Source organism: Azospirillum sp. B2RO_4 (assembly GCF_051124815.1).
Lineage (GTDB): Bacteria > Pseudomonadota > Alphaproteobacteria > Azospirillales > Azospirillaceae > Azospirillum.
This window is the reverse complement of the sequence record NZ_CP118487.1, coordinates 555,390-581,967: the sequence shown is the minus strand read 5'-3', so window position 1 is coordinate 581,967 and position 26,578 is coordinate 555,390. Positions and strand designations below refer to the sequence as shown.

Annotated in this window: 27 protein-coding genes; 12 read left to right on the top strand and 15 right to left on the bottom strand. The window is 69.3% G+C overall.

Annotation, left to right across the window (positions count from 1 at the left end; all coding sequences use genetic code 11):
- Nucleotides 1–96 precede the first annotated feature (96 nt).
- Entirely contained in the window at nt 97–1,359 is a 1,263-nt protein-coding gene (locus tag PWS46_RS20185) for an ABC transporter substrate-binding protein (RefSeq protein ID WP_434622392.1), read from the top strand.
- A 155-nt stretch (nt 1,360–1,514) separates the two neighbouring features.
- Here the strand turns inward: PWS46_RS20185 and PWS46_RS20180 are convergent, their stop codons facing one another.
- Complete coding sequence (locus PWS46_RS20180; RefSeq protein WP_434622390.1) at nt 1,515–2,159, bottom strand: trimeric intracellular cation channel family protein; 645 nt, start codon at nt 2,157–2,159, stop codon at nt 1,515–1,517.
- 85 nt (nt 2,160–2,244) lie between these two features.
- Complete coding sequence (locus PWS46_RS20175; RefSeq protein ID WP_434622388.1) at nt 2,245–2,805, bottom strand: hypothetical protein; 561 nt, start codon at nt 2,803–2,805, stop codon at nt 2,245–2,247.
- A 162-nt stretch (nt 2,806–2,967) separates the two neighbouring features.
- Between PWS46_RS20175 and PWS46_RS20170 the strand changes: the two genes are divergently transcribed.
- Both PWS46_RS20170 and cueR read left to right on the top strand, forming a co-directional pair.
- Nucleotides 2,968–5,403, top strand: a complete 2,436-nt coding sequence (locus PWS46_RS20170; protein ID WP_434622386.1) for a heavy metal translocating P-type ATPase — start codon at nt 2,968–2,970, stop codon at nt 5,401–5,403.
- Nucleotides 5,403–5,801, top strand: a complete 399-nt coding sequence (gene cueR, locus PWS46_RS20165; protein WP_434622384.1) for a Cu(I)-responsive transcriptional regulator — start codon at nt 5,403–5,405, stop codon at nt 5,799–5,801. The genes PWS46_RS20170 and cueR overlap by 1 nt, the downstream gene beginning before the upstream one ends.
- 177 nt (nt 5,802–5,978) lie before the next feature.
- Here cueR and PWS46_RS20160 read toward each other — a convergent pair whose 3' ends face one another.
- A complete protein-coding gene (locus PWS46_RS20160; RefSeq protein WP_434622382.1) occupies nt 5,979–6,113 on the bottom strand; it encodes a hypothetical protein in 135 nt (44 codons plus the stop codon).
- Nucleotides 6,114–6,116: 3 nt separating this feature from the next.
- A complete protein-coding gene (locus PWS46_RS20155; protein ID WP_310118209.1) occupies nt 6,117–6,302 on the bottom strand; it encodes a hypothetical protein in 186 nt (61 codons plus the stop codon).
- A gap of 160 nt (nt 6,303–6,462) precedes the next feature.
- Here PWS46_RS20155 and PWS46_RS20150 point away from each other — a divergent pair, with 160 nt between their 5' ends.
- Nucleotides 6,463–7,881, top strand: coding sequence for an MFS transporter (locus tag PWS46_RS20150; protein ID WP_434622379.1), 1,419 nt, complete (start codon nt 6,463–6,465; stop codon nt 7,879–7,881).
- A 5-nt stretch (nt 7,882–7,886) separates the two neighbouring features.
- On the opposite strand, the gene PWS46_RS20145 is transcribed toward PWS46_RS20150, so the two are convergent.
- The 4 genes from PWS46_RS20145 to metX all read right to left on the bottom strand — a co-directional run bounded on the left by PWS46_RS20145 (nt 7,887) and on the right by metX (nt 10,876).
- Nucleotides 7,887–8,477 (bottom strand): PRC-barrel domain-containing protein, encoded by a 591-nt coding sequence (locus tag PWS46_RS20145; RefSeq protein WP_434622377.1) that lies wholly within the window; start codon nt 8,475–8,477, stop codon nt 7,887–7,889.
- A gap of 211 nt (nt 8,478–8,688) precedes the next feature.
- On the bottom strand, nt 8,689–8,943 hold the full coding sequence (locus PWS46_RS20140) for a DUF3072 domain-containing protein (RefSeq protein WP_434622375.1): 255 nt from the start codon (nt 8,941–8,943) through the stop codon (nt 8,689–8,691).
- Nucleotides 8,944–9,020: 77 nt separating this feature from the next.
- Nucleotides 9,021–9,632, bottom strand: coding sequence for a methionine biosynthesis protein MetW (gene metW / locus PWS46_RS20135; RefSeq protein ID WP_434622373.1), 612 nt, complete (start codon nt 9,630–9,632; stop codon nt 9,021–9,023).
- Between the two features lie 26 nt (nt 9,633–9,658).
- Nucleotides 9,659–10,876: a homoserine O-acetyltransferase MetX gene (gene metX, locus PWS46_RS20130; RefSeq protein ID WP_434622371.1), complete on the bottom strand. Its 1,218-nt coding sequence runs from the start codon at nt 10,874–10,876 to the stop codon at nt 9,659–9,661.
- A gap of 199 nt (nt 10,877–11,075) precedes the next feature.
- On the opposite strand from metX, the gene PWS46_RS20125 reads away from it, so the two are divergent.
- Nucleotides 11,076–11,969: a chorismate mutase gene (locus PWS46_RS20125; RefSeq protein WP_434622369.1), complete on the top strand. Its 894-nt coding sequence runs from the start codon at nt 11,076–11,078 to the stop codon at nt 11,967–11,969.
- A gap of 150 nt (nt 11,970–12,119) precedes the next feature.
- Nucleotides 12,120–13,211, top strand: a complete 1,092-nt coding sequence (hisC, locus tag PWS46_RS20120) for a histidinol-phosphate transaminase (RefSeq protein ID WP_434622367.1) — start codon at nt 12,120–12,122, stop codon at nt 13,209–13,211.
- A 159-nt stretch (nt 13,212–13,370) separates the two neighbouring features.
- Here hisC and PWS46_RS20115 read toward each other — a convergent pair whose 3' ends face one another.
- From PWS46_RS20115 to PWS46_RS20085, 7 genes are all read right to left on the bottom strand, one after another.
- Nucleotides 13,371–14,651 carry an amidohydrolase family protein gene (locus tag PWS46_RS20115; protein ID WP_434622365.1) on the bottom strand — a complete coding sequence of 427 codons (1,281 nt, stop codon included), beginning with the start codon at nt 14,649–14,651 and terminating at the stop codon, nt 13,371–13,373.
- Nucleotides 14,651–15,574 (bottom strand): ABC transporter permease, encoded by a 924-nt coding sequence (locus PWS46_RS20110; RefSeq protein WP_434622363.1) that lies wholly within the window; start codon nt 15,572–15,574, stop codon nt 14,651–14,653. The genes PWS46_RS20115 and PWS46_RS20110 overlap by 1 nt, the downstream gene beginning before the upstream one ends.
- Before the next feature lie 6 nt (nt 15,575–15,580).
- Nucleotides 15,581–16,630, bottom strand: coding sequence for an ABC transporter permease (locus PWS46_RS20105; protein WP_434622361.1), 1,050 nt, complete (start codon nt 16,628–16,630; stop codon nt 15,581–15,583).
- On the bottom strand, nt 16,620–18,188 hold the full coding sequence (locus tag PWS46_RS20100) for an ABC transporter ATP-binding protein (protein ID WP_434622359.1): 1,569 nt from the start codon (nt 18,186–18,188) through the stop codon (nt 16,620–16,622). The genes PWS46_RS20105 and PWS46_RS20100 overlap by 11 nt, the downstream gene beginning before the upstream one ends.
- Nucleotides 18,189–18,205: 17 nt before the next feature.
- Nucleotides 18,206–19,216, bottom strand: coding sequence for a BMP family protein (locus tag PWS46_RS20095; protein WP_434622357.1), 1,011 nt, complete (start codon nt 19,214–19,216; stop codon nt 18,206–18,208).
- Between the two features lie 287 nt (nt 19,217–19,503).
- Nucleotides 19,504–19,683 (bottom strand): DUF2256 domain-containing protein, encoded by a 180-nt coding sequence (locus PWS46_RS20090; RefSeq protein WP_434622355.1) that lies wholly within the window; start codon nt 19,681–19,683, stop codon nt 19,504–19,506.
- Entirely contained in the window at nt 19,680–20,537 is an 858-nt protein-coding gene (locus tag PWS46_RS20085) for an IclR family transcriptional regulator (protein ID WP_434622353.1), read from the bottom strand. The genes PWS46_RS20090 and PWS46_RS20085 overlap by 4 nt, the downstream gene beginning before the upstream one ends.
- A 188-nt stretch (nt 20,538–20,725) precedes the next feature.
- Here PWS46_RS20085 and PWS46_RS20080 point away from each other — a divergent pair, with 188 nt between their 5' ends.
- The 6 genes from PWS46_RS20080 to PWS46_RS20055 are packed head-to-tail and all read left to right on the top strand — an operon-like array spanning nt 20,726 to nt 26,573.
- Nucleotides 20,726–21,820, top strand: a complete 1,095-nt coding sequence (locus PWS46_RS20080) for an ABC transporter ATP-binding protein (RefSeq protein ID WP_434622351.1) — start codon at nt 20,726–20,728, stop codon at nt 21,818–21,820.
- On the top strand, nt 21,817–22,713 hold the full coding sequence (locus tag PWS46_RS20075) for an ABC transporter permease (protein WP_434622349.1): 897 nt from the start codon (nt 21,817–21,819) through the stop codon (nt 22,711–22,713). Before PWS46_RS20080 ends, PWS46_RS20075 begins: the two co-directional genes overlap by 4 nt.
- A 7-nt stretch (nt 22,714–22,720) precedes the next feature.
- Nucleotides 22,721–23,515: an ABC transporter permease gene (locus PWS46_RS20070; RefSeq protein WP_434622347.1), complete on the top strand. Its 795-nt coding sequence runs from the start codon at nt 22,721–22,723 to the stop codon at nt 23,513–23,515.
- 42 nt (nt 23,516–23,557) lie between these two features.
- Nucleotides 23,558–23,848, top strand: a complete 291-nt coding sequence (locus PWS46_RS20065) for a (2Fe-2S)-binding protein (protein WP_252139743.1) — start codon at nt 23,558–23,560, stop codon at nt 23,846–23,848.
- The gene (locus tag PWS46_RS20060) at nt 23,845–25,449 is read left to right on the top strand and encodes an FAD-dependent oxidoreductase (protein WP_434622345.1); all 1,605 of its coding nucleotides are present in this window, start codon (nt 23,845–23,847) and stop codon (nt 25,447–25,449) included. Before PWS46_RS20065 ends, PWS46_RS20060 begins: the two co-directional genes overlap by 4 nt.
- Nucleotides 25,449–26,573 carry an NAD(P)/FAD-dependent oxidoreductase gene (locus PWS46_RS20055; RefSeq protein WP_434622343.1) on the top strand — a complete coding sequence of 375 codons (1,125 nt, stop codon included), beginning with the start codon at nt 25,449–25,451 and terminating at the stop codon, nt 26,571–26,573. Before PWS46_RS20060 ends, PWS46_RS20055 begins: the two co-directional genes overlap by 1 nt.
- Nucleotides 26,574–26,578: the final 5 nt, after the last annotated feature.

Genomic DNA, 26,578 nt, shown 5'->3' with positions numbered 1-26,578 from the left:
CTTCGGCGATTCCACTTTGACACGGAGGGGGCCGGCGGTGGACTCTTCGGTCGAACCGAACTGTTTTGCGACCAGCCAAAAGGCATCCGCAGCACCATGACCAACGAACATAAGAACCGCTCCACCGGAGGACTCGCCCTTACCCGCCGCACGCTGGGGCAGGCCGCCATCGCCGGCGGCGTGCTGGCCGGCTTCGGCCGCGCCCCGGTCTTCGCGCAGGACACCACGCTGAAGGTCGGCGTCCTGCTGCCGCGCTCCGGCCTGCTGGCCCAGGCGGGTCAGGCCTGCCAGCGCGGTGCCGACATCGCTCCGGCGGTGCTGTCCGACCTCGGCTACAAGGTCGAGGTGATGTCGGCCGACACCGAATCGAACGCCGACGTCGCCCGCTCGCGCACGGAAAAGCTGATCAACGACGGCGCCCATGTCATCGTCGGCGCCTTCGACAGCGGCCAGACCGCCGCCGCCGCCCAGGTGTGCGAGCAGCGCGGCGTGCCGCTGGTGATGAACATCGCCGCCGCCGACAAGCTGACGGAGCAGGGCTACAAGACCGTCTTCCGCAACTTCCCGACCTCCACCATGTTGGTGTCGAACGGGATGTCGCTGATGAAGGACCTGTTCGCCGCCACCGGGACCACGCCGAAGACCGCCGTCTTCCTGCACGCCAACGACACCTTCGGCATGGCGAACAAGGCCGCCGTCGACGCGCTGTTCCCCAAGCTGGACATGCCGTTCCAGATCCTGGAATCGATCTCCTACGACCCGCGGGCGCAGGATCTGGCGGTCGAGGTGGCGAAGGCCAAGGCCACCGGCGCCGAGCTTGCCATCGTCACCACCCGCGCCAACGACGCCATCATGATGGTGCGCGAGATGGTCAAGCAGCGGTGGGAGCCGAAGGGCATCGTCTCCCCCGGTTCGCCCGGTCTGTATGACGAGCAGTTCTACAAGGTGCTGGGCAAGTACGCCGACTACGCCATCACAAACCTGCCCTGGTACGACCCCAAGGCGGCGATGACCAAGCGGGTCGAGGCGGCCTTCAAGAAGCAGTTCCCGAACGACCGCTTCGAGGGCTACGCCTTCAACGTCGCCTTCACCTTCGAGGCGATCCTGATTGCGGCCGACGCCTTCAAGCGCGCCGGCACGGCGGAGGCCTCGGCGATGCTGGCGGCGCTGCGCCAGACCAACCTGTCGGACAAGCTGATGGTCGGCCCGGCGATCACCTTCGACGAGAAGGGCCAGAATACCAACCTGATCTCCGCCTGCATCCAGAACCACAAGCTGCGCCCGACCGTTGTCCTGCCCAAGGCCTCGGCGGAAGCCGACCCGGTGTTCCCGATGCCGGGCTGGGGCAAGCGGGCGTAAGGTTGCGAATGTAAGTTGCTTATCCCTTCTCCCCCCTGGGGAGAAGGTTAGGATGAGGGGGTTCGGCGGAGCCGAAGAGATCCTCGAAGCGGATCCCCCTCACCCCGACCCTCTCCCCGGGGGGGAGAGGGGGATTCCGATGAATGCGCGCGTTCTCAACTTCCCGGCGCCCTCGGCGCGCTCCAGTTCCGCCGCACGCTGACCACGCGCAGCACGAACACGGCGAGCGCGCCGACCACCGCGACCGGCACCGGCGGCAGCTCCATCCGCTGGCCGGCGATCACCACCGCGGCGCCCAGCAGCGAGGCCATGGCGTAGATCTCCTCGCGCAGCACCCGCGGCACCTCGGCCACCAGCAGGTCGCGCACCGCCCCGCCGCCGCAGGCGGTCAGCGCCCCCAGCAGGGCGGCCGGCAACGGGCTCAGCCCATAGGACAGCGCCTTGCCGCAGCCGGCGACGGTGAACAGCGCCAGCCCGGCGGCGTCCAGCACCATCACCGGCTTGCCCAGCCGGTTGATCGGCTTGTGGAACAGGAAGGCGGTCACCCCGGCGGCCAGCGCCACCATCAGATAGCGGTCGTCATGCAGGCTGGCCGGCGGCACCGCGCCGATCAGCAGGTCGCGCACCACGCCGCCCGCCAGCGCCGCCGCCAGCGACAGCACCATCACCCCGAACAGGTCCAGCCGCTTGCGCACCGCCAGCGTCCCGCCGCTGAGCCCGAAGACGAACACGCCGATGAAGTCCATCACCGTCAGCAGGTCGGAAAGGTCGGTCGGCATCGGAATGGGAAGCGGCGGCATGGTCGGGCTCTTGGGGGGCTTTGGGGGGATTCGTCTGCCCACCGATTGAGCACGGCCGCCCCCGGGACGCCAAGCGAAACCTCCGCTACACCGTGTCGGGCGCCGACAGCCGGATGCTCATGCGCCGGGCCTCCAGCATGAAGGCGCGGGTCATCTGCAACAGGTCGGTGCGCCAATAGAGCTGGGTCAGCGGCTCGTCCAGGAAGCCTTCCGGCAGCATGGCGTAGCAATAGGTCTCCACCACCCGCAGGTCATGGTCCCAGGGATCGACGCCGTCGCGCCAGCCGATGGTCCAGCCGGCATGGCCGGCGCCGATGGCCCAGCGTTCGAAATGCGGGGCGATGGTGTTGCTGTCGATGGGGTCCTTCACCGGCACCTGATAGATGGCGACGAAGCGCCAGACATTCAGTTGAAGCCGCATCAACAGCGAATCGCCGAAGGCGCCAATGCGATAGATGCAGTCGGGGGCGCCGGGGGCATGGCTGAAGGTCACCTCCGCCCGCCGCAGTTCGGTCAGCGGCGTGGCGGACGGGGCGTCGGCCAGGGGCGGCGTCTCATACTCCACGGCGCGCAGATCCTCGACCACGTCATGGGTCAGCAGGTGGGAAACGCGGCTCTGCGCCTCGGCGATGGTCAGGCGGGTCAAGGGGACGGTCCCTTTCTGCTGGTGGCTGAGGGTCAGGACACGAACGCCCCGTCCGGGCTTTTGTTCATGAAGGTGTGATTCTGCGTCGATCGGCCCCTTGACCTTCCAATGGCTGGAAGCCCCATATCACTCCATGCCGAGCGGAATCGAAGGAGAACCGGCATGACCACGACCCAGCAAGACAGCGGCGCGACGACGGCCGAACTCGACCTTGGCGTATCGGGCATGACCTGCGCCTCCTGTGTCCGCCGGGTGGAGAAGGCTCTGGGCCGGGTGCCGGGCGTCACCGCCGTTTCGGTCAATCTGGCGACGGAGCGGGCGCGGCTGACCTTCGCCGGCCCGCCGGACGTCAAGGCCGCGGCCGACGCGGTCGAGGCCGCCGGCTACCATGCCGAAAAGCGGGAATTCGACCTGTCGGTGACCGGCATGACCTGCGCCTCCTGTTCCGGCCGGGTGGAGAAGGCGCTGAGCCGGCTGCCGGGCGTGGAGTCGGCTGCGGTCAATCTGGCGACCGAGCGCGCCCATGTCGTCGCCTATGCCGGCAGCGTCGACACCGCCGATCTGGTCGCGGCGGTGGAGAAGGTCGGCTATGGCGCCACCCCCGTCGGCCAGGGCGGCGAACAGGCGGAGGAGGAGGCGCGGGCCGACCGCAGCCGGCGCGAGTTGCACCATGTGCTGATCGCCGCGGCGCTGTCGCTTCCGCTGCTGGCCGGCATGGTCGGCGACTTGTTCGGGGCGAACTGGATGCTGCCGGGCTGGGTCCAGCTGATCCTTGCCAGCATCGTGCAGTTCTGGCTTGGGGCGCGCTTCTACCGCGCCGGCTGGAACGCGGTGCGGGCAGGGGCCGGCAACATGGATTTGCTGGTGGCACTCGGCACCTCGGCGGCCTGGGGGCTCAGCCTCTACCTGATGCTGACGGCGCATGATGGGCATGAGCCGCATCTCTATTTCGAAGCCTCCTCCGTCCTCATCACCTTCGTGCTGTTCGGCAAATGGCTGGAGGCGCGGGCCAAGGGCCAGACCGCGGCGGCGATCCGCGCGCTGATGGATTTGCGTCCCGCCACCGCCCGACTGCGCCGCGACGGCGTGGAGACCGAGGTGCCGGTGGAGCGTGTCCATGTCGGCGACCATGTGGTGGTCCGCCCCGGCGAGCGGGTGCCGGTCGACGGCCGGGTGGTCGAGGGCAGCGGCGGCGTCGACGAATCGATGCTGACCGGCGAGAGCCTGCCGGTCGACAAGGAGCCGGGCGCCCGCGTCACCGGCGGCTCGATCAACGGCGACGGCCTGCTGGTGGTGGAAACGACGGCAGTCGGCACCGAAACCATGCTGGCGCAGATCGTCCGCATGGTGGAGGGCGCCCAGGCGTCCAAGGCGCCGATCCAGCGGCTGGTCGACCGGGTCAGCGCGGTGTTCGTCCCGGCGGTGCTGGCGGTGGCAGCGCTGACGCTGATCGGCTGGTGGATCGTCGGCGGCGATCTGGAGGCCGCCATCGTCACCGCCGTTTCGGTTCTGGTCATCGCCTGCCCCTGCGCGCTCGGTCTGGCGACGCCGACCGCCATCATGGTCGGCACTGGCGTCGCCGCCCGCCATGGCATCCTCATCAAGGACGCCGAGGCGCTGGAACGCGCCCATGCCCTGACCGCCGTCGCCTTCGACAAGACCGGCACGCTGACGGAGGGCAAGCCCCGCGTCACCGACCTGATCCCGGCCGACGGCAGCGACGGCGAGACCCTGCTGCGCCTCGCCGCCGCGCTCCAGTCCGGCAGCGAGCATCCGCTGGCCCATGCACTGCGCGACCGCGCCAAGGCGGCCGGCATGGCAGCGGAGCCGGTGAGCGACTTCCGCGCGCTGGCCGGCCGGGGCGTTTCCGGCATTGTGGCGGGGCGCCGCCTGCAACTCGGCAACGCCCGCGCGGTGGAGGAGGCCGGCCTGCAACCGGGACCGCTGGCCGAACCGGCCGAGGCGCTGGCGGCGACCGGCCGCACCCTGTCCTGGCTGATCGAGGTCGGCGAGGGTCCGCGTCTGCTCGGCCTCGTCGCCTTCGGCGACACGGTGAAGGACAGCGCGGTCACCGCCGTCGCCTCGCTGAAGGCGCAGGGAGTGGAACCGGTGATGGTGACCGGCGATGGCTGGGGCGCCGCCCGTTCCGTCGCCGCGGCGCTGGGCATCGAGCGGGTGTTCGCCGAGGTGCTGCCCGGCGACAAGGCCGCCGTCGTCGCGACGCTGAAGGGGGAGGGCAAGGTGGTCGGCATGGTCGGCGACGGCATCAACGATGCGCCCGCCCTGGCCGCCGCCGATGTCGGCATCGCCATGGCGACCGGCACCGACGTGGCGATGCACAGCGCCGGCGTCACCCTGATGCGCGGCGATCCGCGTCTGGTCGCCGGGGCCATCGACGTGTCGCGGCGGACCTATTCGAAGATCCGGCAGGGGCTGTTCTGGGCCTTCGCCTACAATGTGGTCGGCATTCCGCTGGCGGCATCGGGCAATCTCAGCCCGGTGCTGGCGGGGGCGGCGATGGCGCTGAGTTCGGTCAGCGTGGTGGTGAACGCCCTGACCCTGCGCGGCTGGGCGCCGCCGAAGAACGGGGATCTGTGATGAAGGACGGCAAGACCATCGGCGACGCCGCCAAGGCGTCGGGCGTCAACGCCAAGCTGATCCGCTATTACGAATCCATCGGTCTGATCCCGGAGGCCGGGCGGACGGCGTCGGGCTATCGCGTCTACAGCGACCGTGACGTGAACGTGCTGCGCTTCGTCAAGCGGGCGCGCACGCTGGGCTTCGGGATCGAACGCATCCAGAAGCTGGTCGGGCTGTGGCAGGACCGTTCCCGCTGCAGTTCAGAGGTCAAGCGGATCGCCCTCCAACACATCGACGAGCTAGAGGCGAAGATCGCCGAGCTGCAGGCGATGCGCGACACGCTGCATGAGCTTGCCGACGCCTGCCACGGCGACGAGCGGCCGGACTGCCCGATCCTGAAGGACTTGGCGTCGTAAGGAGCCCTTTCCCTCCTGCGAAGTCCCCTCTCCCCCCCGGGGAGAGGGTTAGGGTGAGGGGGTGACGATGCGAGGACCCCCGAGAATCCACCCCATGCATCCCCCTCACCCCGACCCTCTCCCCGGGGGGGAGAGGGGGAGATCCCGGTGGTGAAGGGAAGGGACGGGAGAGGGCACCTACCCCCTACCGCTTCGTCTTCGGGTCGTGCGTGTGGTGGATGTCGCGTTCGCCGCCGCCGGCTTGTCGGCGTTCTGCCGGCTGCTGCCGGGACCGCCATGGTGGCGGTCGGTCGCCTCACTGTGCTTGCTCATGCCTCACCGATCCTGCTGATAGCCCTGGTGGGTGGTGTTCTGCCGGGTGTTGGCGGTCTGGCCCTGTTCCTTGGTGTTGGGAACGTCGCGCTTGCCGGCTTCAACATCCGTCGACGCGCTGGTCGCCGGCTCGCCGGGACCCTTGTCGCTGCGGCCCTCGGGCGGGACGGGCGGAATGTGCTTGGTCATGATGGCGCTCCTTCCTGTTGGCTCGCGTTTCCTTCCAACAGGAGGGCGGGGGAGGGGGTTCCAGCCAGACAGAGACCCACCCGTGCGGTCGGCTTTCGCAATGCTTTCATGCGAAATTGCTGCGACCGCACAACGTGGATCGGACTCTATGCTGATCCCCATGCCAGATCTCCCCGTCCAGCCCCTCCCCACCGCACCGTCCCCCGCCCGCCAGCCGCCCGTCGCGGCATCGGATGGGCTGCCGACTCCGCAGCGCTATTGGGCGATGACGGCGATGACCGTCGCGCTGATCATGGCGGTGCTGGACGGGGTGGTGGCCAATATCGCCCTGCCGACGATCCAGCGCGAGTTCGCGGTGGACGCCGCGGGCGCAATCTGGGTGGTCAACGCCTATCAGCTGGCGGTCACCGTCTCGCTGTTTCCGCTGGCCTCGCTGGGCGACATCATCGGCTATCGCAAGGTCTACTGGTTCGGACTGGCGGTCTTCACCGTGGCCTCGCTGGCCTGCGCGCTGTCGCCGAACCTGCCGGTCCTGACCGCCGCCCGCGTGCTGCAGGGCATCGGCGGTGCCGGGATCATGAGCGTCAATCTGGCGCTGGTCCGCCACATCTACCCCTCCACCCATCTCGGGCGCGGGGTGGGGTACAACGCGATGATCGTCGCGGTGTCGTCGGCGGCGGGGCCGAGCCTCGCGGCGCTGATCCTGTCGGTGGCGTCCTGGCCCTGGCTATTCGCGGTGAATGTGCCGCTGGGGTTGGCGGCGCTGGCGGTGGCGGCGCGGGCGATGCCGGTGTCGAACCCGGCCGGGCACCGCTTCGACTGGCTGAGCGCCGCGCTGAACGCCGCCACGCTCGGCCTGCTGATCGTCGGCTTCAAGGGGGTGGACGGCAGCCAGCCTTATTGGCTGGTCGGGGTGGAACTGGCGGCGGCCCTGGCGCTCGGCACGATTCTGGTGCGGCGCGAGCTGGCGCAGGCGGCGCCGCTGCTGCCGGTGGATCTGCTGCGCCGGCCGGTCTTCGCCCTGTCGGTGGTGACGTCGGTCTGCTCCTTCGCGGCGCAGAACATCGTCTTCGTCGCCATGCCCTTCTTCTTCGAGGACGTGCTGCACCGGTCGCTGGCCGAATCCGGACTGCTGATGACGCCCTGGCCGCTGATGGTGGCGCTGGTCGCCCCGATCTCCGGCCGGCTGGCCGACCGCTACGAGCCGACGCGGCTGGCGGCGGTCGGGCTGGCGCTGTTCGCCACCGGTCTTGCCCTGATGGCGCTGCTGCCGCCCGACCCGTCGACGCTGGACATGGTGTGGCGGATGGCGCTGGCCGGCTTCGGCTTCGGCCTGTTCCAGACCCCGAACAACAAGGTGCTGGTCAGCAGCGCGCCCAAGGAGCGCAGCGGCGGCGCCAGCGGCATCCAGGCGACCGGCCGGCTGCTGGGCCAGACGCTGGGCGCCGCCACGGTCGGTCTGGTCTTCACCGCCATCGGCAAGGCGGACGGCAGCGTCGTCGTGCTGTGGCTGGGCGCCGGGCTGTGCCTCGTCGCCTGCCTGACCGGCATCTTCCGCCGCCATCCGGCCGCCACCTGACCGGGTTATTGGTTGTTCGGCTGGCCTTCTTCAGGTTGCTGGCTTTCCGGCCGGGTCAGCGTCGGCTCGTCGCCATAGGCGAAGGTCGGCGCCTTGGCGAAGTCCGCCTGCCCGATGTTCAGCACCGGCCCGGTCGGACCATTGCCCAGCATACCGGCCGGCAGCGCCACCAGCTTCTCGCCCAGCCCCAGCACCTCGTTTGGCGCCACGACGATGCGGTCCACCCGATCGCCGCTCTGGTCCATGGTGAAATCGAGGATGCGGCCGGCCGGCTGGCCGTCGTTGGTGCGCAGTTCGGTCCCCACCATTGCCCGCGCCTGATCGGGGTTGAGCGCGGCCGGCGGCAGGGCCGCCACCGGCGGAGACGCCTGTCCTGACCCCACCGGCGGTGCGGGGTTCTGCACCTCCAGTGAGGGAGCCGCGCCACCGATCCCGGTCGGAGAGGTGATCGCCCCGGTCGCTGGCTGGTCGTCCGGCCGCGGCGCGGTCATCAGCGGCGGCGAGGCGGTGGCGCCCGGCGCCGGTGTGGTCTGGGCGAAGGCGGTGCCGGTCAGCAGCAGCGCCGCGGCCGGCAGGAGCAACAGGGGGCGGAGCATAAGGGCGACCCTTCCGTTCGGATTCGGTATCGCCCTGGTTAACAGCGGAACATGCCCTTGGGTTGCCGACATAGTGTGTGCGGAAAAACTCCCTCTCCCCCCCGGGGAGAGGGTCGGGGTGAGGGGGGTGCATTTCGTGCCCTCCCGAGAATCCTCGCCGCGCGTCCCCCTCACCCTAACCCTCTCCCCGGGGGGGAGAGGGGATTTCCCCTTACTTTCCGCGCCCGGTCTTGTCCTGCAGCGCGTCGATCCGCTTGGACGCTTCCGCCTTGCTCAGCCCGTCGTCGAAGGTCTCGCCGGCTTCCTCGCTCAGCGTCTTCAGGTAGGACGCCTGGGCGCCGGTCATCGGCTCGTCGCCGGTGGTCCAGTCGTCGGGGTTCTTGTCGCGGTTGGAGTGGTCGTCACCGGTCTTCGGGTTTTCGTGTTCGGAATGGGTCCGGGGGTCGTCGGTGTGCTTGCTGGTCATGATCCGTGCCTCGCAGAAAAGGAACGTATCAAGAACAAAACCGAGGGCGGGAAGTTCCCGCCCTCTCCGGAAAACCGTCAGCCGCCGTTGCCGCGCAGCAGGAAGACGCCCTGTTCGCCCAACAGGTTGGCCAGACCGGAATGGGCGTGGCTGGTCACCCGGCCGGCGCGGTCGATGATGCGGGTCTGCTCGATGGTGATGCCCATCTCCTCCGTCAGGACGACGAAGTCGCGCAGCGTGCAGAAATGGATGTTGGGCGTTTCCCACCACTGGTAGCCCAGCTTTTCCGTCACCGGCATGCGCCCGGTCAGCATCAGCTGCAGCCGCACCCGCCAATAGCCGAAATTGGGGACCGACACGATGGCGTGGCGGCCGATGCGGCACATCATCTGCAGCACGTCGCGCGGCTGCCGCATCGCCTGCAGGGTCTGGCCCAGGATGACGTAGTCGAAGGCGCCGGCCGGATAGTCCTTCAGGTCGGTCTCGGCATCGCCCTGGATCACCGACAGGCCGTGCGCCACGCATTGCCGCACGCCGTCCATGCTGAGTTCGATGCCGCGCCCGTCGACGTTCTTGGCGTGGGACAGATAGTCCAGCAGGGCGCCGTCGCCGCAGCCGACGTCCAACACGCGGCTGTTCGGCTCCACCATCTCGGCGATCAGCTTCAGGTCGTCGCGAATGTCCACCATGGTCGGTCGTCCAGTCCCAATCCCAATCAGCGCGCGCGGCGGCGGGCGGACAGGCCGCGATGCTCGGCGCAGCCCTCCAGGAAGCCGTGGATGACCTGATGGAACTCCGGCTCGTCCAGCAGGAAGGCGTCGTGGCCCTTGTCGGTCTCGATCTCCACGAAGCTGACATTGGCGGCGACGGCGTTCAGCGCATGCACGATGGCCCGCGATTCCGAGGTCGGGAACAGCCAGTCGCTGGAGAAGCTGGCGAGGCAGAAGCGCACCGGCGTCGTCCTGCCCCCCGGCCGGAAGGCGTTGGCCAGCGTGCCCCCGGCATCGGCGGCGAGGTCGAAGTAATCCATCGCCCGCGTGATGTAGAGGTAGGAGTTGGCGTCGAACCGCTCGACGAAGGCCGCGCCCTGATAGCGCAGGTAGCTTTCCACCTGGAAATCGGCGTCGAAGCCGTAGGTCACCGCCTTGCGGTCCTGCAGGTTGCGCCCGAACTTGCGGTGCAGCGCCGCTTCCGACAGGTAGGTGATGTGCGCTGCCATGCGGGCGACGGCCAGGCCGGCCTCCGGCTTGGTGCCTTCCAGCAGGTAGTTGCCGCCGCGCCAGTTGGGATCGGCCATGATCGCCTGGCGCCCGACCTCGTGGAAGGCGATGTTCTGCGCCGAATGGCGGGCGGCGGTGGCGATGGGCACCGCGGCGAACACCGATTCGGGGTAGGCCACCGCCCATTGCAGCACCTGCATGCCGCCCATGGAGCCGCCGACGACGCAGAACAGCTTCTCGATGCCGAGATGCTCGACCAGCAGCTTCTGCGCCCGCACCATGTCGCCGATGGTCACCACCGGGAAGGACAGGCCATAGGGCTGGCCGGTGGCGGGGTCGACGTCCTTCGGCCCGGTGCTGCCCAGGCAGCCGCCCAGTACGTTGGAGCAGATGACGAAATAGCGGTCGGTGTCCACCGGCTTGCCGGGACCGACCAGCATCTCCCACCAGCCGGGCTTTCCGGTGACGGGGTGCTTCTCCACCACGAAATGATCGCCGGTCAGGGCATGGCAGATCATGATGGCGTTCGATTTGTCGGCGTTCAGCGTGCCGTACGTCTGGTAGGCGATCTGGAAGCCGCCGATCTCCACCCCGCTGTCCAGCCGCATCGGCCGGTCCACCGCCAGACGCACGCGCTTGCCCGGCATCTCCGGGCTGTCGGCGACCGTGGGGGTGACCAGGGGGGGCTGCTGCGCGGTGGGGGGCGCGGACATGTCGTTTCGTGCCTTGGAAGCGGTTCTGGCCTTCGGGATTTCCAGCCTTGCGGCGCCTTGGCGGAAGCCCTCGGAGAGCTGTGGCGGAACGGGAGGGTATAGCTACGAAGCCGGCCTCAAGAGTGTCAATGTTTTCTTTGATTTCAGGGCGCATGCGGACTACTACTAACCGGCTTTGCATTCGATGGTTTTCTGACCCATGGCCGCCCGGACCCCGCTCGACGATTTGCGCCGCGAGATCGACCAGATCGACGACGCGATCCATGACCTGCTGATGCGCCGCGCCGCCGTGGTGGAACGCATCGGGGCGGCGAAGGGCAATGGCGCGGCCGAAAACGGCACGCAGCCGATCATCCTGCGCCCGGCGCGGGAGGCGACGATCCTCCGCCGCCTGATGGCCCGCCATGCCGGCTCCTTCCCCGCCCAGGTCGTGGTGCGCATCTGGCGGGAGATGATCACCGCCTTCACCCGCATGCAGGGGCCCTTCGCCGTCGCCGTCTATGCGCCGGAGGACCGCCGCGGTTTCTGGGACGTCGCCCGCGACCATTTCGGCGGATTCGTGCCGATGACCGCCGTCAACACGCCGGCCGCCGCGCTGCGTGCGGTGTCGGAGGGGACGGCGACCGTCGCCGTGGTGCCCTATCCGGCCGAGGACGACTCGGACCCCTGGTGGCGCTTCCTGGTGTCGGCCGATGCCGGCCGGCCGCAGGTGGTGGCGCGTCTGCCCTTCGGCGGGCGCGGCAATGCCCGCGGCGAGAATCGCGACGCGCTGGCCATCGCCGCCGTCCCGCACGAGCCCACCGGCGACGACCGCACGCTGCTGAGCATCGAGATCGGCGGCGACCTCAGCCGCGGCCGGCTGAAGGATCTGCTGGAGGCCTGCGGCCTGCCGCCGGTCGGCTTCTGCACCTGGCACCCGGCCGGCCATGCCACCGGGATGAGCGGCGGCGGCCCGTCGGTCCATCTGGTCGAGATCGCCGACTTCGTCGGGCAGGCCGACCCCCGCCTCGCCACGCTGCTGGACCGGTCGGGCGACATCCCGGTGCGGGTCAATGTCGTCGGCGGCTATGCCGTGCCGCTGCATCTGGGCTGATGCGCGCTTTTGGGGCGAGCCGCCGGGCCGGCTCCTGCCTTATCCTGCTCCCCCATTTTCCGCGATGGAACACCGACGCCAGGACTGTTCCATCCTGTTCCACCCCATCCCACCCAAACCCATCCCATTCAGTCGGAAGGTAAGCAGACCATGACCCAGCCGAACGGCCCGCAGCCGCGTCCGGGGATTCTCGACATCGCCGCCTATGTCGGCGGCGAGCATCAGGGTCATATCCGTCTCGCCTCCAACGAAGGGGCGCTGGGGCCGAGCCCGAAGGCGATGGAGGCCTATGCGGCGGCGGCGTCCAACCTGCACCGCTACCCGGACGGCGCCTCGGCGGCGCTGCGCGGCGCCATCGCCAAGCGCTTCAATCTGGATGCCGACCGCATCGTCTGTGGCGCCGGGTCGGACGAGATCATCAGCCTGCTGATCCGCTCCTATGCGGGGCCGGGGGACGAGGTGCTGTATTCGCAGTACGGCTTCCTGATGTACCCGATCGGCGCCAAGTCGGTCGGCGCCACCCCGGTGACGGCACCGGAGGACGGCCTGACCGCCAGCGTCGACAATTTGCTGGCCCGCGTCACCCCGCGCACCCGTCTGGTCTTCCTCGCCAACCCGAACAACCCGACCGGCACCTATCTGCCGGCGTCGGAGGTGGCGCGGCTGCATGCCGGCCTGCCGGCGGACGTCATCCTGGTCATCGACGCGGCCTATGCCGAATACATGAACAAGGACGACTACACCGCCGGCGAGGAGCTGGTGGAGAAGTTCCCCAACGTCGTGATGACCCGGACCTTCTCGAAGATCTTCGCGTTGGGCTCGCTGCGCATCGGTTGGTGCTATGGCCCGGCCGGGATCGTCGATGTGCTGAACCGGGTGCGCGGCCCCTTCAACGTGTCGACCGCCGCCCATGTCGCCGGCATCGCCGCGGTCGAGGATGTCGAATTCCTCGACCGCTCCCGCCGCCACAATGAGCAATGGCGCGAGTGGTTCGCCGGTGCGGTGCGCGAGCTCGGCCTGACCGTCCATCCCAGCGCCACCAACTTCGTGCTGGTCGATTTCAAGGGCCAGCCCGCCGGCAAGGACGACGCCGAGGCCGCCCGCCAGTTCCTGAAGGCCCGCGGCATCCTGGTCCGCCAGATGCCCTCCTACGGCCTGCCGAGCTGCCTGCGCGTCACCATCGGCACCGAGCAGGAAATGCGCGCGGTGGCCGACGCGCTGCGGGACTTTTTGAAGGCGTAACGAGCTTAAGGTCGAGGAAAATCCCCCCTCTCCCCCCCGGGGAGAGGGTCGGGGTGAGGGGGGATGCACCGCGTGGCGATCCCAAGAATCCTCTCCGCGCGTCCCCCTCACCCTAACCCTCTCCCCGGGGGGGAGAGGGGATTTAGGCCCTGTCTCGCCTCAACCCCGGTTCAACAGGAAATCGACCGTCTCCGGCCGACCGGGCAGGTCGAGCTTCGCCTGCACCGGTTCGCAGCGGCTGACGATCCGGCCGCGGCGCAGGACGAACAGGCGGGCGGCGCGGGTCCGGATCGCCTCCACCGGGCCGCCGGCCTGGAGCACCACCAGATCGGCATTGCAGCCCGGCTCCAGCCCGTAGCCGTCCAGATGCAGCAGGCGGGCCGGGTTGACCGTCACCGCGTCGAAGGCGGCCTTGATGCCGTCCTGGCCGGTCATCTGGCCGACATGCAGGCCCATGTGCGCCACCTCCAGCATGTCGCCGGAGCCCAGCGGATACCACGGGTCCATCACGCAATCATGCCCGAAGGCGACGGTCAGCCCGGCGGCCATCAGTTCCGGCACGCGGGTCATGCCGCGCCGCTTGGGATAGGTGTCGTGGCGGCCCTGGAGGACGATGTTGATCAGCGGGTTGGCGATCACCCCCAGCCGCGCCTCCGCCATCAGCGGGATCAGCTTGGAGACATAGTAGTTGTCCATGGAATGCATGGAGGTCAGGTGCGACCCCGTCACCCGGCCATGCAGACCCAGCCGCTGCGTCTCATAGGCCAGCGTCTCGACATGGCGGGACAGCGGGTCGTCGGTCTCGTCGCAATGCATGTCGACCAGCAGCCCGCGCTCCGCCGCGATCTCGCAGAGCAGGCGGACAGAGGCGGCGCCGTCGGCCATGGTGCGCTCGAAATGCGGGATGCCGCCGACCACATCGACGCCCATGTCCAGTGCCCGCACCAGCAACTCCTCGGTTCCGGGCGAGCGCAGAACGCCATCCTGCGGGAAGGCGACCAGTTGCAGGTCGAGGTAGGGGGAGACGCGCTTCTTGACGTCCAGAAGGGCTTCGACCGCCAGCAGGCGCGGATCGCAGACATCGACATGGCTGCGCACCGCCAGCAGGCCGCGTCCGACCGCCCAGTCGCAGTAAGCGAGCGCCCGCTCGACGATGGCGTCCTGCACCAGCTGCGGCTTCAGCTCGCCCCACAGCGCGATGCCCTCCAGCAGGGTGCCGCTCTGGTTCACCCGCGGCAGGCCGTAGCTGAGCGTGCTGTCCATGTGGAAATGCGAATCGACGAAGGGCGGGGTGACCAGCCGGCCGGTGGCGTCGATTTCGGTACCTGCCTCACCGGCGAGATTCGCCTCGACCGCGGCGATGCGGCCGTCCAAGACGCCGATGTCGATGCCGGTGCGGCCATCCGGCAGGGTGGCGCGGCGCAGGATCAGGTCGAACATCAGCGTTCTCCTTTGCGGTACGGGATCATCAGGGCGCGCGGGTAGGAGGCCCGGCGGGCCACCAGCACCAGCGCCAGGATGCTCAACAGATAGGGCATCATCAGGAACAGCTGGTAGGGCAGGACGCCGCCGCTCGCCTGCTGCAGCCGCAGCTGCAGCGCGTCGAACACCGCGAACAGCAGGGCGCCCAGCAGCGCCTTGCCCGGCCGCCAGGAGGCGAAGACCACCAGCGCGATGCAGATCCAGCCGCGCCCATTCACCATGTTGAAGAAGAAGGCGTTGAAGGCCGACAGCGTCAGGAAGGCGCCGGCCAGCGCCATCAGCGCGCTTCCCGCCACCACCGCGCCGATGCGGATGGCGGTAACGTTCAGCCCCTGGGCTTCGGCCGCGGCCGGATTCTCGCCGACCATCCGCACCGCCAGCCCGACCGGCGTGCGGTACAGCACATAGGCGACCACCGCGACCAGCAGGAAGGCAAGCCAGGTCAGCGGCGTCTGCGCCAGGGCGCCGGGCAGGGCCAGCGGCTGGAACGGCTCGATGGTCGGCGGGGTGCTGGCCTGCGGCAGGACGAGGCGGTAGACGAAATAAGACAGGCTGGTGCCGAGCAGGGTCACGCCGATGCCCGTCACATGCTGCGACAGGCCGAGCGGCACGGTCAGCGCCGCATGCAGCAGGCCGAGCAACGCCCCGCAGAAGGCGGCGACCAGCACGCCGGTCCACAGGTCGGCCCCCTGGTAGACCGCCATCCAGCCGGCCATGGCGCCCAGCGTCATGATGCCTTCGATGCCGAGATTCAGAACGCCGGCCCGCTCGCACACCAGCTCGCCCAGCGTGCCCAGCACATAGGGTGTGGCGATGCGCAGCACCGCGGTCCAGAAGGCGGCCGACAGCAGGATGTCGAGGATGATCGACAGGAAATCCATGGCCCCTTACCCCCGCCGCAGCCGGTAGCGCGCCAGCAGCCCGGCAACCAGCATGCAGAGCAGGCTGGCGGCGACCAGGACGTCGGCGATGTAGTTGGGAACCGGCATGGCGCGGCTCATGGCGTCGGCGCCGACGAAGATGCCGGCGATGAACAGCGCCGCCCCCACCACGCCGATGGGATGCAGCTGCGCCAGCATGGCGACGACGATGCCGCTGTATCCGAAGCCGGGCGACAGGTCGAGCGTCAGGTATCCCTTCAGTCCGCAGACCTCCGCCGCCCCGGCCAGCCCGGCGAGCCCGCCCGACAGCAGGGCGGTGCGCAGCATGATCCTCTTCACCGGCATGCCGGCGAAGGCGGCGGCGCGCGGGTTGGCGCCGACCGCGCGGTTCTCGTAGCCCCAGATGGTGCGGGTGTCGACCAGCCACAGCAGAACCGAAAGGCCGAGCGCGATGGCGAATCCGGCATGCAGCCGGGTGCGCGCCACCAGCTTGGGCAGTTCCGCCGCCTCGACGATCGGCGCCGACTGCGGCCAGCCCATGCCCATCGGGTCCTTCAAGGGCCCTTCCAGCAGCATCGACACCAGCAGAAGCACGACGAAGTTCAGCAGCAGGGTGGTCACCACCTCGTCGACGCCGAAACGGACCTTCAGCACGGCGGGACCGAGCAGCGTGACGCCGCCGGCCGCCATGCCGGCGATCATCGCCACCGGGATCAGCGCCCAGGCCGGCAGGTCGAGCATGCCTCCGCCCACCACCACGGCGGCCAGCGCCCCCATGTAGAGCTGCCCCTCCGCCCCGATGTTCCAGAGCTTGGCGCGGAAGGCGACGGCGGCGGCAAGCCCCGTCAGGATCAGCGGGGTGGCGCGGGTCAGCGTCTCGGTCAGGGCGAAGCGGGAGCCGACGGCCCCCTCGAACAGCAGGCCATAGGCGCGCAGCACCGGGGCGCCGGTCCAGGCGACCAGCAGGGCGCAGAGCGCCAGCGCCGCGACCACGGCGCCGACCGGCGCCAGCAGCCGCAGGGCGAGCGGGGTATCGGTGCGCGGTTCAAGCCGCATCTGTGGTCTCCGGCAGGATGTCGCGCAGGATGTCCCAATGCCCGGCCATCAGCAGGCCGAGCTGGCTGACCGACACCCGGTCATGCGGCAGCAGCGGGGTGAGGCGCCCGAGATAGGCGACGGTGATGCAGTCGGCCAGGGCCAGGATCTCGTCCAGATCCTCGGAGATCAGCAGGACGCCGGCTCCGGCGGCGCGGGCGTCGAGCAGACGGCTATGGACGTAGGACACCGCGCCGATGTCGAGACCACGCGTCGGCTGGCTTGCCAGGATCAGGTCCGGACCATGGGCCAGCGTCCGGCCCAGGATCAGCTTCTGCATGTTGCCGCCCGACAGCAGCTGCGTGCGGGCATCGGGACCGGGACAGCGGACGTCGAACTCCTCGATCACCTTGCGGGCGTAGCTCCGCGCCGCACCCCGCCGCAGCACGCCGAAACGGGAGAAGGCGGAGTCGTGATAGCGCTCGGCGATCAGGTTCTCCCACACCGCCATGGCGCCGACCAGACCGGCGCTGTGGCGGTCCTCCGGGATGCGGGCGACGCCGCGCCGGACCATGTCCGCCGGGTCGCCATGCTCCACCACGCCGCCTTTCAAGGACAGCCGGCCGGTGTCGGGACGGATCAGCCCGCTGACCAGCTCGGCAAGCGCCGTCTGGCCGTTGCCGGACACGCCGGCGATGCCGACCACCTGATGGCGCCGCACCGTCAGGTCGACGCCGTCCAGCAACGGGCGGCCATGGCCGGAGGCGACGGTGACGCCCGCCAGTTCCAGCACCGGCTCGCCGGGGCTGAGCGGGGTGGGGGCCGGCGGCTTGACGCTGCGGCCGACCATCAGCTCGGCCAGCTTGGCGCGGTCGGTGGAGGCGGTGGCGTGGGTGGCGACCAGCTTGCCGGCGCGCAGAACGGCGACGGTGTCGCTGGCGGCGAAGACCTCGTTCATCTTGTGGCTGATGAAGACGACGGCCAGCCCGTCGGCGGTCAGCCGCCGCAGCGTCTCGAACAGCCCGGCCGATTCCTGAGGGGTCAGCACCGCGGTCGGCTCGTCCAGGATCAGGATGCGGGCGTCGCGGTAGAGCGCCTTGAGGATCTCGACCCGCTGGCGCTCGCCGACCGACAGCTCGCCGACCAGCGCGTCCGGCCGCACCTCCAGCCCGAAGCGCTGGGAGAGGTCGAGCAGCCGGCGGCGGGCGGCGCCCCGGTCGGAGCGCCAGCGCCACAGCGACTCCGTCCCGACCGCGATGTTGTCCAGCACCGACAGATTGTCCGCCAGCGTGAAATGCTGATGGACCATGCCGATGCCGGCCTCCAGCGCCGCGCGAGGCGAGCCCGGCGGCAGCGGGCGGCCGAACGCCTCGATGCTCCCCTCGTCGGCGACATAATGGCCGAAGAGGATGTTCATCAGCGTGGTCTTGCCGGCCCCGTTCTCGCCCAGCAGGGCCAGCACCTCGCCGGCGCGGAGCGTCAGCGAGATGTCGTCGTTGGCGAGCAGCGGGCCGAACCGCTTGGAAATACCGGCGAGCCGGAGGACGACCTCCGGCCCGCCTTTCACGGGTGATGACATTGCTGATGCGCCGGGCGTCACATCGTCGACTTCGGCTCGGCGTCGTTGACCTTAACGGTGAACTTGCCGTCGCGGATCTGCTGCTCGCGCTCCTTCACCTTCGCCTTGATCGCGTCCGGGACCTTCGACTCGAAGGTGCCGAGCGGCGCCAGGCTGGAGCCCTTGTGCGCCATCATGCTGAAGGGGCCGTAATCCTCGGCCTTGTAGCTGCCGGCCTTCACCGCGGCGATGGCGCGCTCCACCGACGGTTCCATGTGCCACAGGGCGCTGGCGACGACGGTGTCGGGATATTGCGGCTGGGTGTCGATGACGTTGCCGATGGCGAGCACCTTGCGCTCCTTGGCGGCGTCGGACACGCCGAAGCGCTCGGCATACATCACGTCGGCGCCGCGGTCGATCATGGCGAAGGCGGCTTCCTTGGCCTTCGGCGGGTCGAACCAGGAGCCGATGAAGCTGACCGAGAACTTGACCTGCGGATTGACCTCCTTGGCGCCTTCCATGAAGGCGTTCATCAGGCGGTTGACTTCGGGGATCGGATAGCCGCCGACCATGCCGATCATGTTCGACTTGGTCATGCCGCCGGCAACCATGCCGCTGAGATAGGCCGGCTCCTGGATGTAGTTGTCGAAGACCGAGAAGTTCGGTTCCTGCGGCTTGAAGCTGGAGCCCATGACGAAGGCGGTCTTCGGATAGTCCTTGGCGACGGCGCGGGCGGCGCGCTCCACCCCGAACACCTCGCCGAAGACCAGCTGCTGGCCGGCCTCGGCATACTGGCGCATCACGCGCTCATAGTCGGTGTTGGCGACGGACTCGGCCCAGACATACTCGATCTCGCCACGGTCGGCGGCAGCCTTCAGCGCGACATGGATGCGGCTGACCCACTGCTGCTCGATCGGCACGGTGTAGATGCCGGCGACCTTCAGCTTGCCTTCCGCGAATGCCGGCAGGGAGCCGCCGACAGCCGCCGCGAAAGCGACCGCAGCCACGCCGCACAGCACCGCGCGGCGCGTCATTCCCATAACCGTCATCGCCCGATCCCCCATCCCCCGAACCGACATCATGAGTCCCCTTCGTCGCTGAGTATCGTTGGTCGCGTACCGTTGGCCGCCGCCGCCGGCGGCAGCGTGGCAGAGCCGCCGGAGTCATGAATACTCGGGAATGTGCCCGTAAATCCACGGACCCGTACGGCCGCAATTTCGAATGCAACGGAAATGCCATCCGCCGGGACTGCTGCCCATCTCGCAGGCACAAGCCCCCGGCTGTTCAGAATGCTGGCATGTGATTGAATAAAGGGCAATCCTTCCTGACGGTTCGGTCAGGATCGCGGCGAGCCGTCCGCTGGCGGCTGACCGCGTCTGCGGGCATCGGCGCGGCAGCGGTCGGAGCAGTATTTCACCTCGTCCCACACCCGCTCCCACTTCTTGCGCCATGTGAAGGGGCGGTTGCAGACTGGACAGGTCTTGGCCGGCAGGTCGGCCTTCCTGACCCCTCTCATGCCGGGCCGCCGCCCAGCACCGCCGCCGGGCGGCGCAGGACGGGATCGAAGGGGTTCAATTGGCGGCTGATGGCGGCCGATTCGCGCTTAAGGATGTCGACGACCACCGGCAGCCGTTCCTCGTTCAGCCGCTCGCTGATCGTGCCGACGCTGAGCGCCGCCACCGCATGGCCGTCGCGGTCCAGCACCGGCACCGCCACGCCGGACATGCCCGGCAGCAGGCCGGTGGAACGGCTGGCATAGCCCAGATCCCGCACCCGCGCGATTTCCGTGCGCAGATAGACCTCGTCGATGATGCCGACGCCCTGCATGCGCGGCAGGTTGAAGCGGATCACCTCCTCCCGCTCCTCCTCGTGCAGGAAGGCCATGATGGCGAGGCTGCCCTGGCCGACGCCCAGCGTCACCCGGCCGCCGATGTCGCCGGTGAAGGAGCGGATGGGGAAGGGCCCCTCGCTGCGGTCCAGGCACACCGCGTCGAAGCCGCTGCGCACCAGCAGGAAGATGGTGTCGCGCAGGGTCGCCGACAGGCGCAGCAGGATCGGCCGGCAGATGTCGCGCAGGTTGTTCGGGTTGCCGGCCTGGGCCGCCAGACCGAACAGGTCGATGCCCAGCCGGTAGCGCTTGGTCGCCTTGTCGGCCTCCGCCATTCCCTCCTCGACCAGGATTTTCAGCAGGCGATGGACGGTCGGCGGGGTGAGGTCGAGTGCCCGTGAAATGTCGGTCAGCCGCGCCCCCGTCTCATTGGAGGAGGCGAGCAGGCGCAGGATCGCCAGCCCGCGTTGCAGGCTGGACTTGCCGCCCGCCTCTTCGGCCCCGGCATTCTCGTTCCCCTTGCTGCGGGTGTCGGCGCTCATTTTCAGCCTCGGCCTGAAAGTCGGTGATGTTTGCTGCCCCATCTATTCCGTATATCGGAAGCTTTTGCAAAATCTTTTCTGTCTATGGAAAAACCGGATTGACGCGACCGGGGGCGCGGCGGAACCATCGGGGCAACAGGTGAGGCCCGGAGACCGAGGCCAAGTGTCGCAAGAGGGAGAATTCCCCCGTGTCGTTCCTCGAATTGAAAAACATCACCAAGCGTTACGGCCCGCTGACCGCGGTCGGCGATGTCTCGCTGTCGGTGGAAAAGGGGGAGTTCGTCTCTCTGCTGGGGCCGTCGGGCTGCGGCAAGACCACGACCCTGCAGATGATCGCCGGTTTCGTCGAACCGTCGGCCGGCACGATCAGGCTGGACGGCCGCGACATCACGCGGGCCAAGGCCAACAGCCGCGGGCTGGGCATCGTGTTCCAGAGCTATGCGCTGTTCCCGCACATGACCGTGTTCGACAATGTCAGCTTCGGGCTGGAGATGCAGCGCGTGCCCAAGGGCGAGCGCAAGCCCCGCGTGGAAGAGGCGCTGTCGCTGGTCCATCTCTCCCCCTACGCCAAGCGCTACCCGCGCGAGCTGTCGGGCGGCCAGCGTCAGCGCGTGGCTCTGGCCCGCGCCCTGGTGATCCGCCCGCCGGTCCTGCTGTTGGACGAGCCGCTGTCGAATCTGGACGCCAAGCTGCGCGAGGCGATGCAGTTCGAACTGCGCGAGATTCAGCGCAAGGTCGGCACCACCACCGTGATGGTCACGCACGATCAGGCGGAAGCCTTTTCGATCAGTGACCGCGTCGTCGTGATGGAAGCCGGGCGCATCACCCAGATCGACCAGCCCTATCGCATCTACGAGCATCCGGAGACGGAGTTCATCTCCCGCTTCGTCGGCAAGACCAACCTGCTGCCCGGCAAGGTGACCACGGCGACCGGTGCCGGCGCCACGGTGTCGCTGGCCGGCATCGCCGTTCCGGTGGAGACCGCCGGCCTGTCGGTGGGTGACACGGTGACGCTGTGCATCCGGCCGGAGAAGCTGCACCTGACCGTTCCGACGAACGGGTTGCTGACCGGCCGTGTCGCCGACCGCTTCTTCCTGGGCAGCCAGTGGCTCTATCACATCGACGGGCCGCTCGGCACGCTGATGGTGGTGACGCCGAATGACGGCTCCACCCCGGCGGAGCAGGGCGCGACGGTCGGGCTGGACTGGTCGCCGTCGGTCGTGCGCGTCCATCGCGGCGCCATGGCGGAGGCGCCGGACGTGGCGCTCGAGGTGACGGGATGAGCGCCACGGTTCCCGAGGCGGTATCCAGCGACGAGACGCCGGAGCGCCGGTTCCCCACCGCGCCGCTTTTCCTGTCGGCGCCGGCGGTCCTGCTGTTCGCAGCGCTGGTGCTGATCCCGCTGTTCCTGACGGCGCTCTTGTCCTTCAACCAGTTCGACTACGCGACCGGGCGCACCGGCGGCTTCACGCTGGAGCATTACCTGTCGGTCCTGACCGACGAGTATTATCTGGAAATCTTCCTGCGCACCTTCCGGATTTCGGCGTTGGCGACCGCCATCTGTGTGGTGATCGGTGTGCCGGAAGCCTACATCCTCAGCCGGATGAGCAACCCCTGGCGGTCGATCTTCCTGCTGGTGATCCTGGCGCCGCTGCTGGTTTCCGTCGTGGTGCGCGCCTTCGGCTGGAGCATGCTGCTGGGGCCGGAAGGTCCGGTGAACGCAGCGCTGATGGCGTTCGGCATCGGCCGCATGCGGCTGCTCTACACCGAGGGTACGGTGATCGTTGCGCTGGTCCACGTCATGCTGCCCTTCATGGTCATCCCGGTCTGGACCTCGCTGCAGAAGCTGGATCCGGCGGTGGAGCAGGCGGCGCTGTCCTTCGGTGCCTCGCGCGGCACGGCCATCGTCCGGGTTGTGGCGCCGCAGATCCTGCCCGGCATCCTGTCGGGAAGCCTGATCGTCTTCGGTCTCAGCGCCAGCGCCTTCGCCATCCCCGGCCTGCTGGGCGGGAGGCGGCTGAAGATGGTCGCGACGGTGGTCTACGACCAGTATCTCAGCGACCTGAACTGGCCGATGGGAGCCGCCGTCGCGGCACTGCTGCTGATCGCCAACCTGATCGTCATGCTGACCTACCACCGTCTGGTGGAAGGCCATTACCGCCGCCGGCTGGGGTGAGGATGCCATGACCCGCAACGGACCCGTCGCCCTGATCTTCCACACTCTGGTCGTCATCTTCATGCTGGCGCCGCTGGCCATCGTCTGCCTCGTCGCCTTCACGCCGGAGAATACGCTGTCGCTGCCGACCAGCGGCTTCTCGCTGCGCTGGTTCGAGGCGGTGTTCCACCACCCGGATTTTGTCCAGTCCTTCTGGAACAGCCTGTGGCTGGCCGTGCTGTCGGCGACGCTGGCGGTGGTGCTGGCGGTGCCGGCCTCGCTCGCCATCACCCGCTGGGAGTTCCCCGGCCGCGGCTTCCTGAACGCGCTGTTCCTGTCGCCGCTGATCATCCCGCATCTGGTGTTGGGCGTGGCGATGCTGCGGCTGTTCGCCATCGTCGGTGCGACGGGCAGCTTCGCCTGGCTGGTGGCGGCGCACATCGTGATTGTCACGCCCTATGTCATGCGCCTGCTGATCGCCGCGATTTCAGGCTTCGACCGCAGCGTGGAGCAGGCCGCCTTCTCGCTGGGCGCCAGCGAGGCCACCGTGTTCCGCCGCGTCACCCTGCCGATGATCCTGCCCGGCGTCACCGGCGGTTGGCTGATCGCCTTCATCAACAGCTTCGACGAGCTGACCATGTCCATCTTCATCACCTCGCCGTCCACGGTGACGCTGCCGGTGCGGATGTACATGTACGCCACCGAATCGATCGACCCGATGATGGCGGCGGTGTCGGCCCTCATCATCGGCATCACCGCGGTCGCTGTTCTTCTGCTCGACCGCGTCTATGGGTTGGACCGCATCCTGGTCGGCCAGCACTGAGTTCTTGTCCCGGCCGTCCTTTCTCCTCGGAGACCAGTCATCATGGCTTTGCTGCAGCGTGTGGCCGAACAGGGCCGGCGCGTGGTCCGTTTTACCCTCGACGGGCGCCCGGTGGAGGCGCTGGAGGGCGACACCGTCATGACCGCCATGCTCACCAATGGCGAGCGGCTGCGCCGGACGGAGTTCGCCGACAGCCCGCGCGCCGGCTTCTGCATGATGGGCGCCTGCCAGGATTGCTGGGTGCGGACGGAGGAGGGCGAGCGCCTGCGCGCCTGCGGCACCTTCATCGCCGACGGCATGCGCCTTGTGAGCGGCGGGGAGTGGAATTCGTGAGTGAACATCTTCCTCCCGTCATCGTCGGCGCCGGCCCGGCCGGCATCCGCGCGGCGGAACGGCTGGTCGCCGCCGGCCTGTGCCCGGTGGTGGTGGACGAGGCGGCGCGCTGGGGCGGCCAGATCTACCGCCAGCCGCCGGAAATCTTGTCCGGGGGCGGCTTCACCCGGCCGAAGACGGCGCTCTACGGCTTCGAAGCCGCCAAGGCCGACGCGGTCCACCGCGCCATGGCGGCGATCCGCGACCGCGTCGACTACCGGCTGCGCACGCTGGTGTGGAACTGCGAGGACGGGGCGCTCGACCTGCTGTGCGACGGCGCCAGCGAAACTCTGCCCTTCAGCCATCTGATCCTGGCGACCGGCGCCACCGACCGCGTGCTGCCCTTCCCCGGCTGGACCCTGCCCGGCGTCTTCACGCTGGGCGGGTCGCAGGTGGCGCTGAAGTTCCAGGGCTGCGCCGTCGGCCGGCGGGTGGCCTTCCTCGGCACCGGGCCCCTGCTCTATCTTGTGGCCTACCAGTATCTGAAGGCCGGGGTCGAGGTGGCGGGGGTGTTCGACACCACGCCCTTCGCCGTCCAGGCCCGCGCCACCGCCGGCATGCTGCGCGATCCGGCGACGCTGGCGAAGGGGCTCCTATATGTCGGCTGGCTGCGCGCTCATGGCGTGCCGATCCACAACGGCGTGCGCCCGGTGCGCGCCGAGGGAACGGAGCGGGTCGATGCGCTGGTCTGGCGCGACGCGCGGGGGCAGGAGCGGCGCACGGCCTGCGATGCCATCGCCTTCGGGCTCGGCCTGCGGTCGGAAACCCAGCTGGCCGACCTTGCCGGCTGCCGCTTCCGTTTCGACGAGGCCGACCGCGCGTGGCTGCCGGAGCGGGACGGGGCCGGGCGTAGCTCGGTTCCCGGCGTCTATCTGGCCGGCGACGGCAGCGGCATCGCCGGTGCCGATGCGGCGGAACTGGCGGGGGAGCGCGCTGCGCTGGCCCTGCTGGAGGATCTCGGCCGGCCGGTGGACAGCAAACGGGTGAAGGAGTTGGACGGCCGGCTCGCCCGCATCGCCGCCTTCCGCCGCAGCTTGTCGGCGGCCTTCCCCTTCCCGGCGGACTGGGCCGACGCCATCGCCGACGACACCATGATCTGCCGCTGCGAAGGCGTGACCGCCGGTGCGGTGCGCGAGATCGCCCGCAGCGGACAGGCCCGCGAGATGAACCGCGCCAAGGCGCTGACCCGCGCCGGCATGGGCCGCTGCCAGGGCCGCATGTGCGGCGCCACGACGGCGGAACTGCTGTCCCGCACCCTCGGCACCGGCCCTGACGGGGTGGGGCGCCTGCGGGCGCAGCCGCCGATCAAACCTCTCCCCATTGCGACGATCATCCCCTCTCCCCCCCGCTCACGCGCAAACGAAGTTTGCGCTGACGCGACAGGCGGACCTTTGGTCCGCCGAGAGCGGGGAGAGGGTCAGGGTAAGGGGGACGCATCGCGAGGATCCGATCGGCCAACCGCACCGCTCCAGCCCGCCACAAGCGCTCCGCCGCGCATCCCCCTCACCCAACCCTCTCCCCGGGGGGGAGAGGGCTCTGACGACGGACGGGAGGTCGCGTGATGCGGGAACGGATCGAGTGCGATGCCGCCATCGTCGGCGGCGGGATCGTCGGCGGGTCGGCGGCGCTGTTCCTGCGGCAGGCCGGCCTGTCGGTGACTCTGCTGGAACGCGACTGGTGCGGCGCCAAGGCGAGCGGCGTCAATTTCGGCGGCGTGCGCCGTCAGGGCCGCCCGCTGGAGCAGCTGCCGCTGTCCCAGCGCGCCCACGCCATCTGGGGCCGGCTGCCGGAACTGCTTGGCACCGACGCCGAATATATCCGCTCCGGCCATCTGAAGCTGGCGCGCAGCGAGGCCGATCTGGAGTCGCTGATCGCCTACCGCGAGCGCAGCCAGAGCTTCGGCCTCGGGCTGCAGATCATCACGGGCGAGGAGTTCCGCCGCCGCTGGCCGGCGCTGGGCGACCGTGCCCTCGGCGGCTCGCTCTGCCCGGAGGACGGCCACGCCAACCCGCGTCTGGTCTCCCCCGCCTTTGCCCGCGCCGCCGCGGCGCTGGGGGCCGTGGTGCGCGAACAGACGCCGGTCGACCGGGTGGAGAAGAACGGCGACCGCTTCGTCCTGCTGAGCGGTGATGCCCTGGAGGTCCGCGCCCGCTTCCTGCTGAACACCGCCGGCGCCTGGTCCCGGCGGGTGGCGGAGGCGTTCGGCGAGACGGTGCCGCTGGAATCGCTCCACCCGAACATGGCGGTGACGGAGCCGCTGCCGCGCTTCCTCGACGTCAACATCGGGGTGGAAGGCGGCGGCGTCTATGGCCGGCAGGTGCCGCGCGGCAATGTGGTGGTCGGCGGCGGGCGCGGCTTCGCGCTGGACGCCGACCGCGCCCGGCCGCAGCGCGACGCCGTTTTGTCCCTGATGCGCGATGCGGCGGAGCTGTTTCCGCAGCTGCGCCATGCCCACGTCATCCGCTGCTGGACCGGTGTGGAGGGCTACACGCCCGACCGCAACCCGGTCATCGGCCCCAGCCGCACCACCCCCGGCCTGCTCCACGCGTTCGGCTTCTCCGGCGCCGGTTTCCAGATCGGCCCCGGCGTCGGCCAGACGCTGGCCGAACTGGTCACCAGCGGCGAGACGCCGATGCCGCTGGAGCCCTTCCGCATCGACCGCTTTCCGACCATCGCTTTCGACTAGCCGCT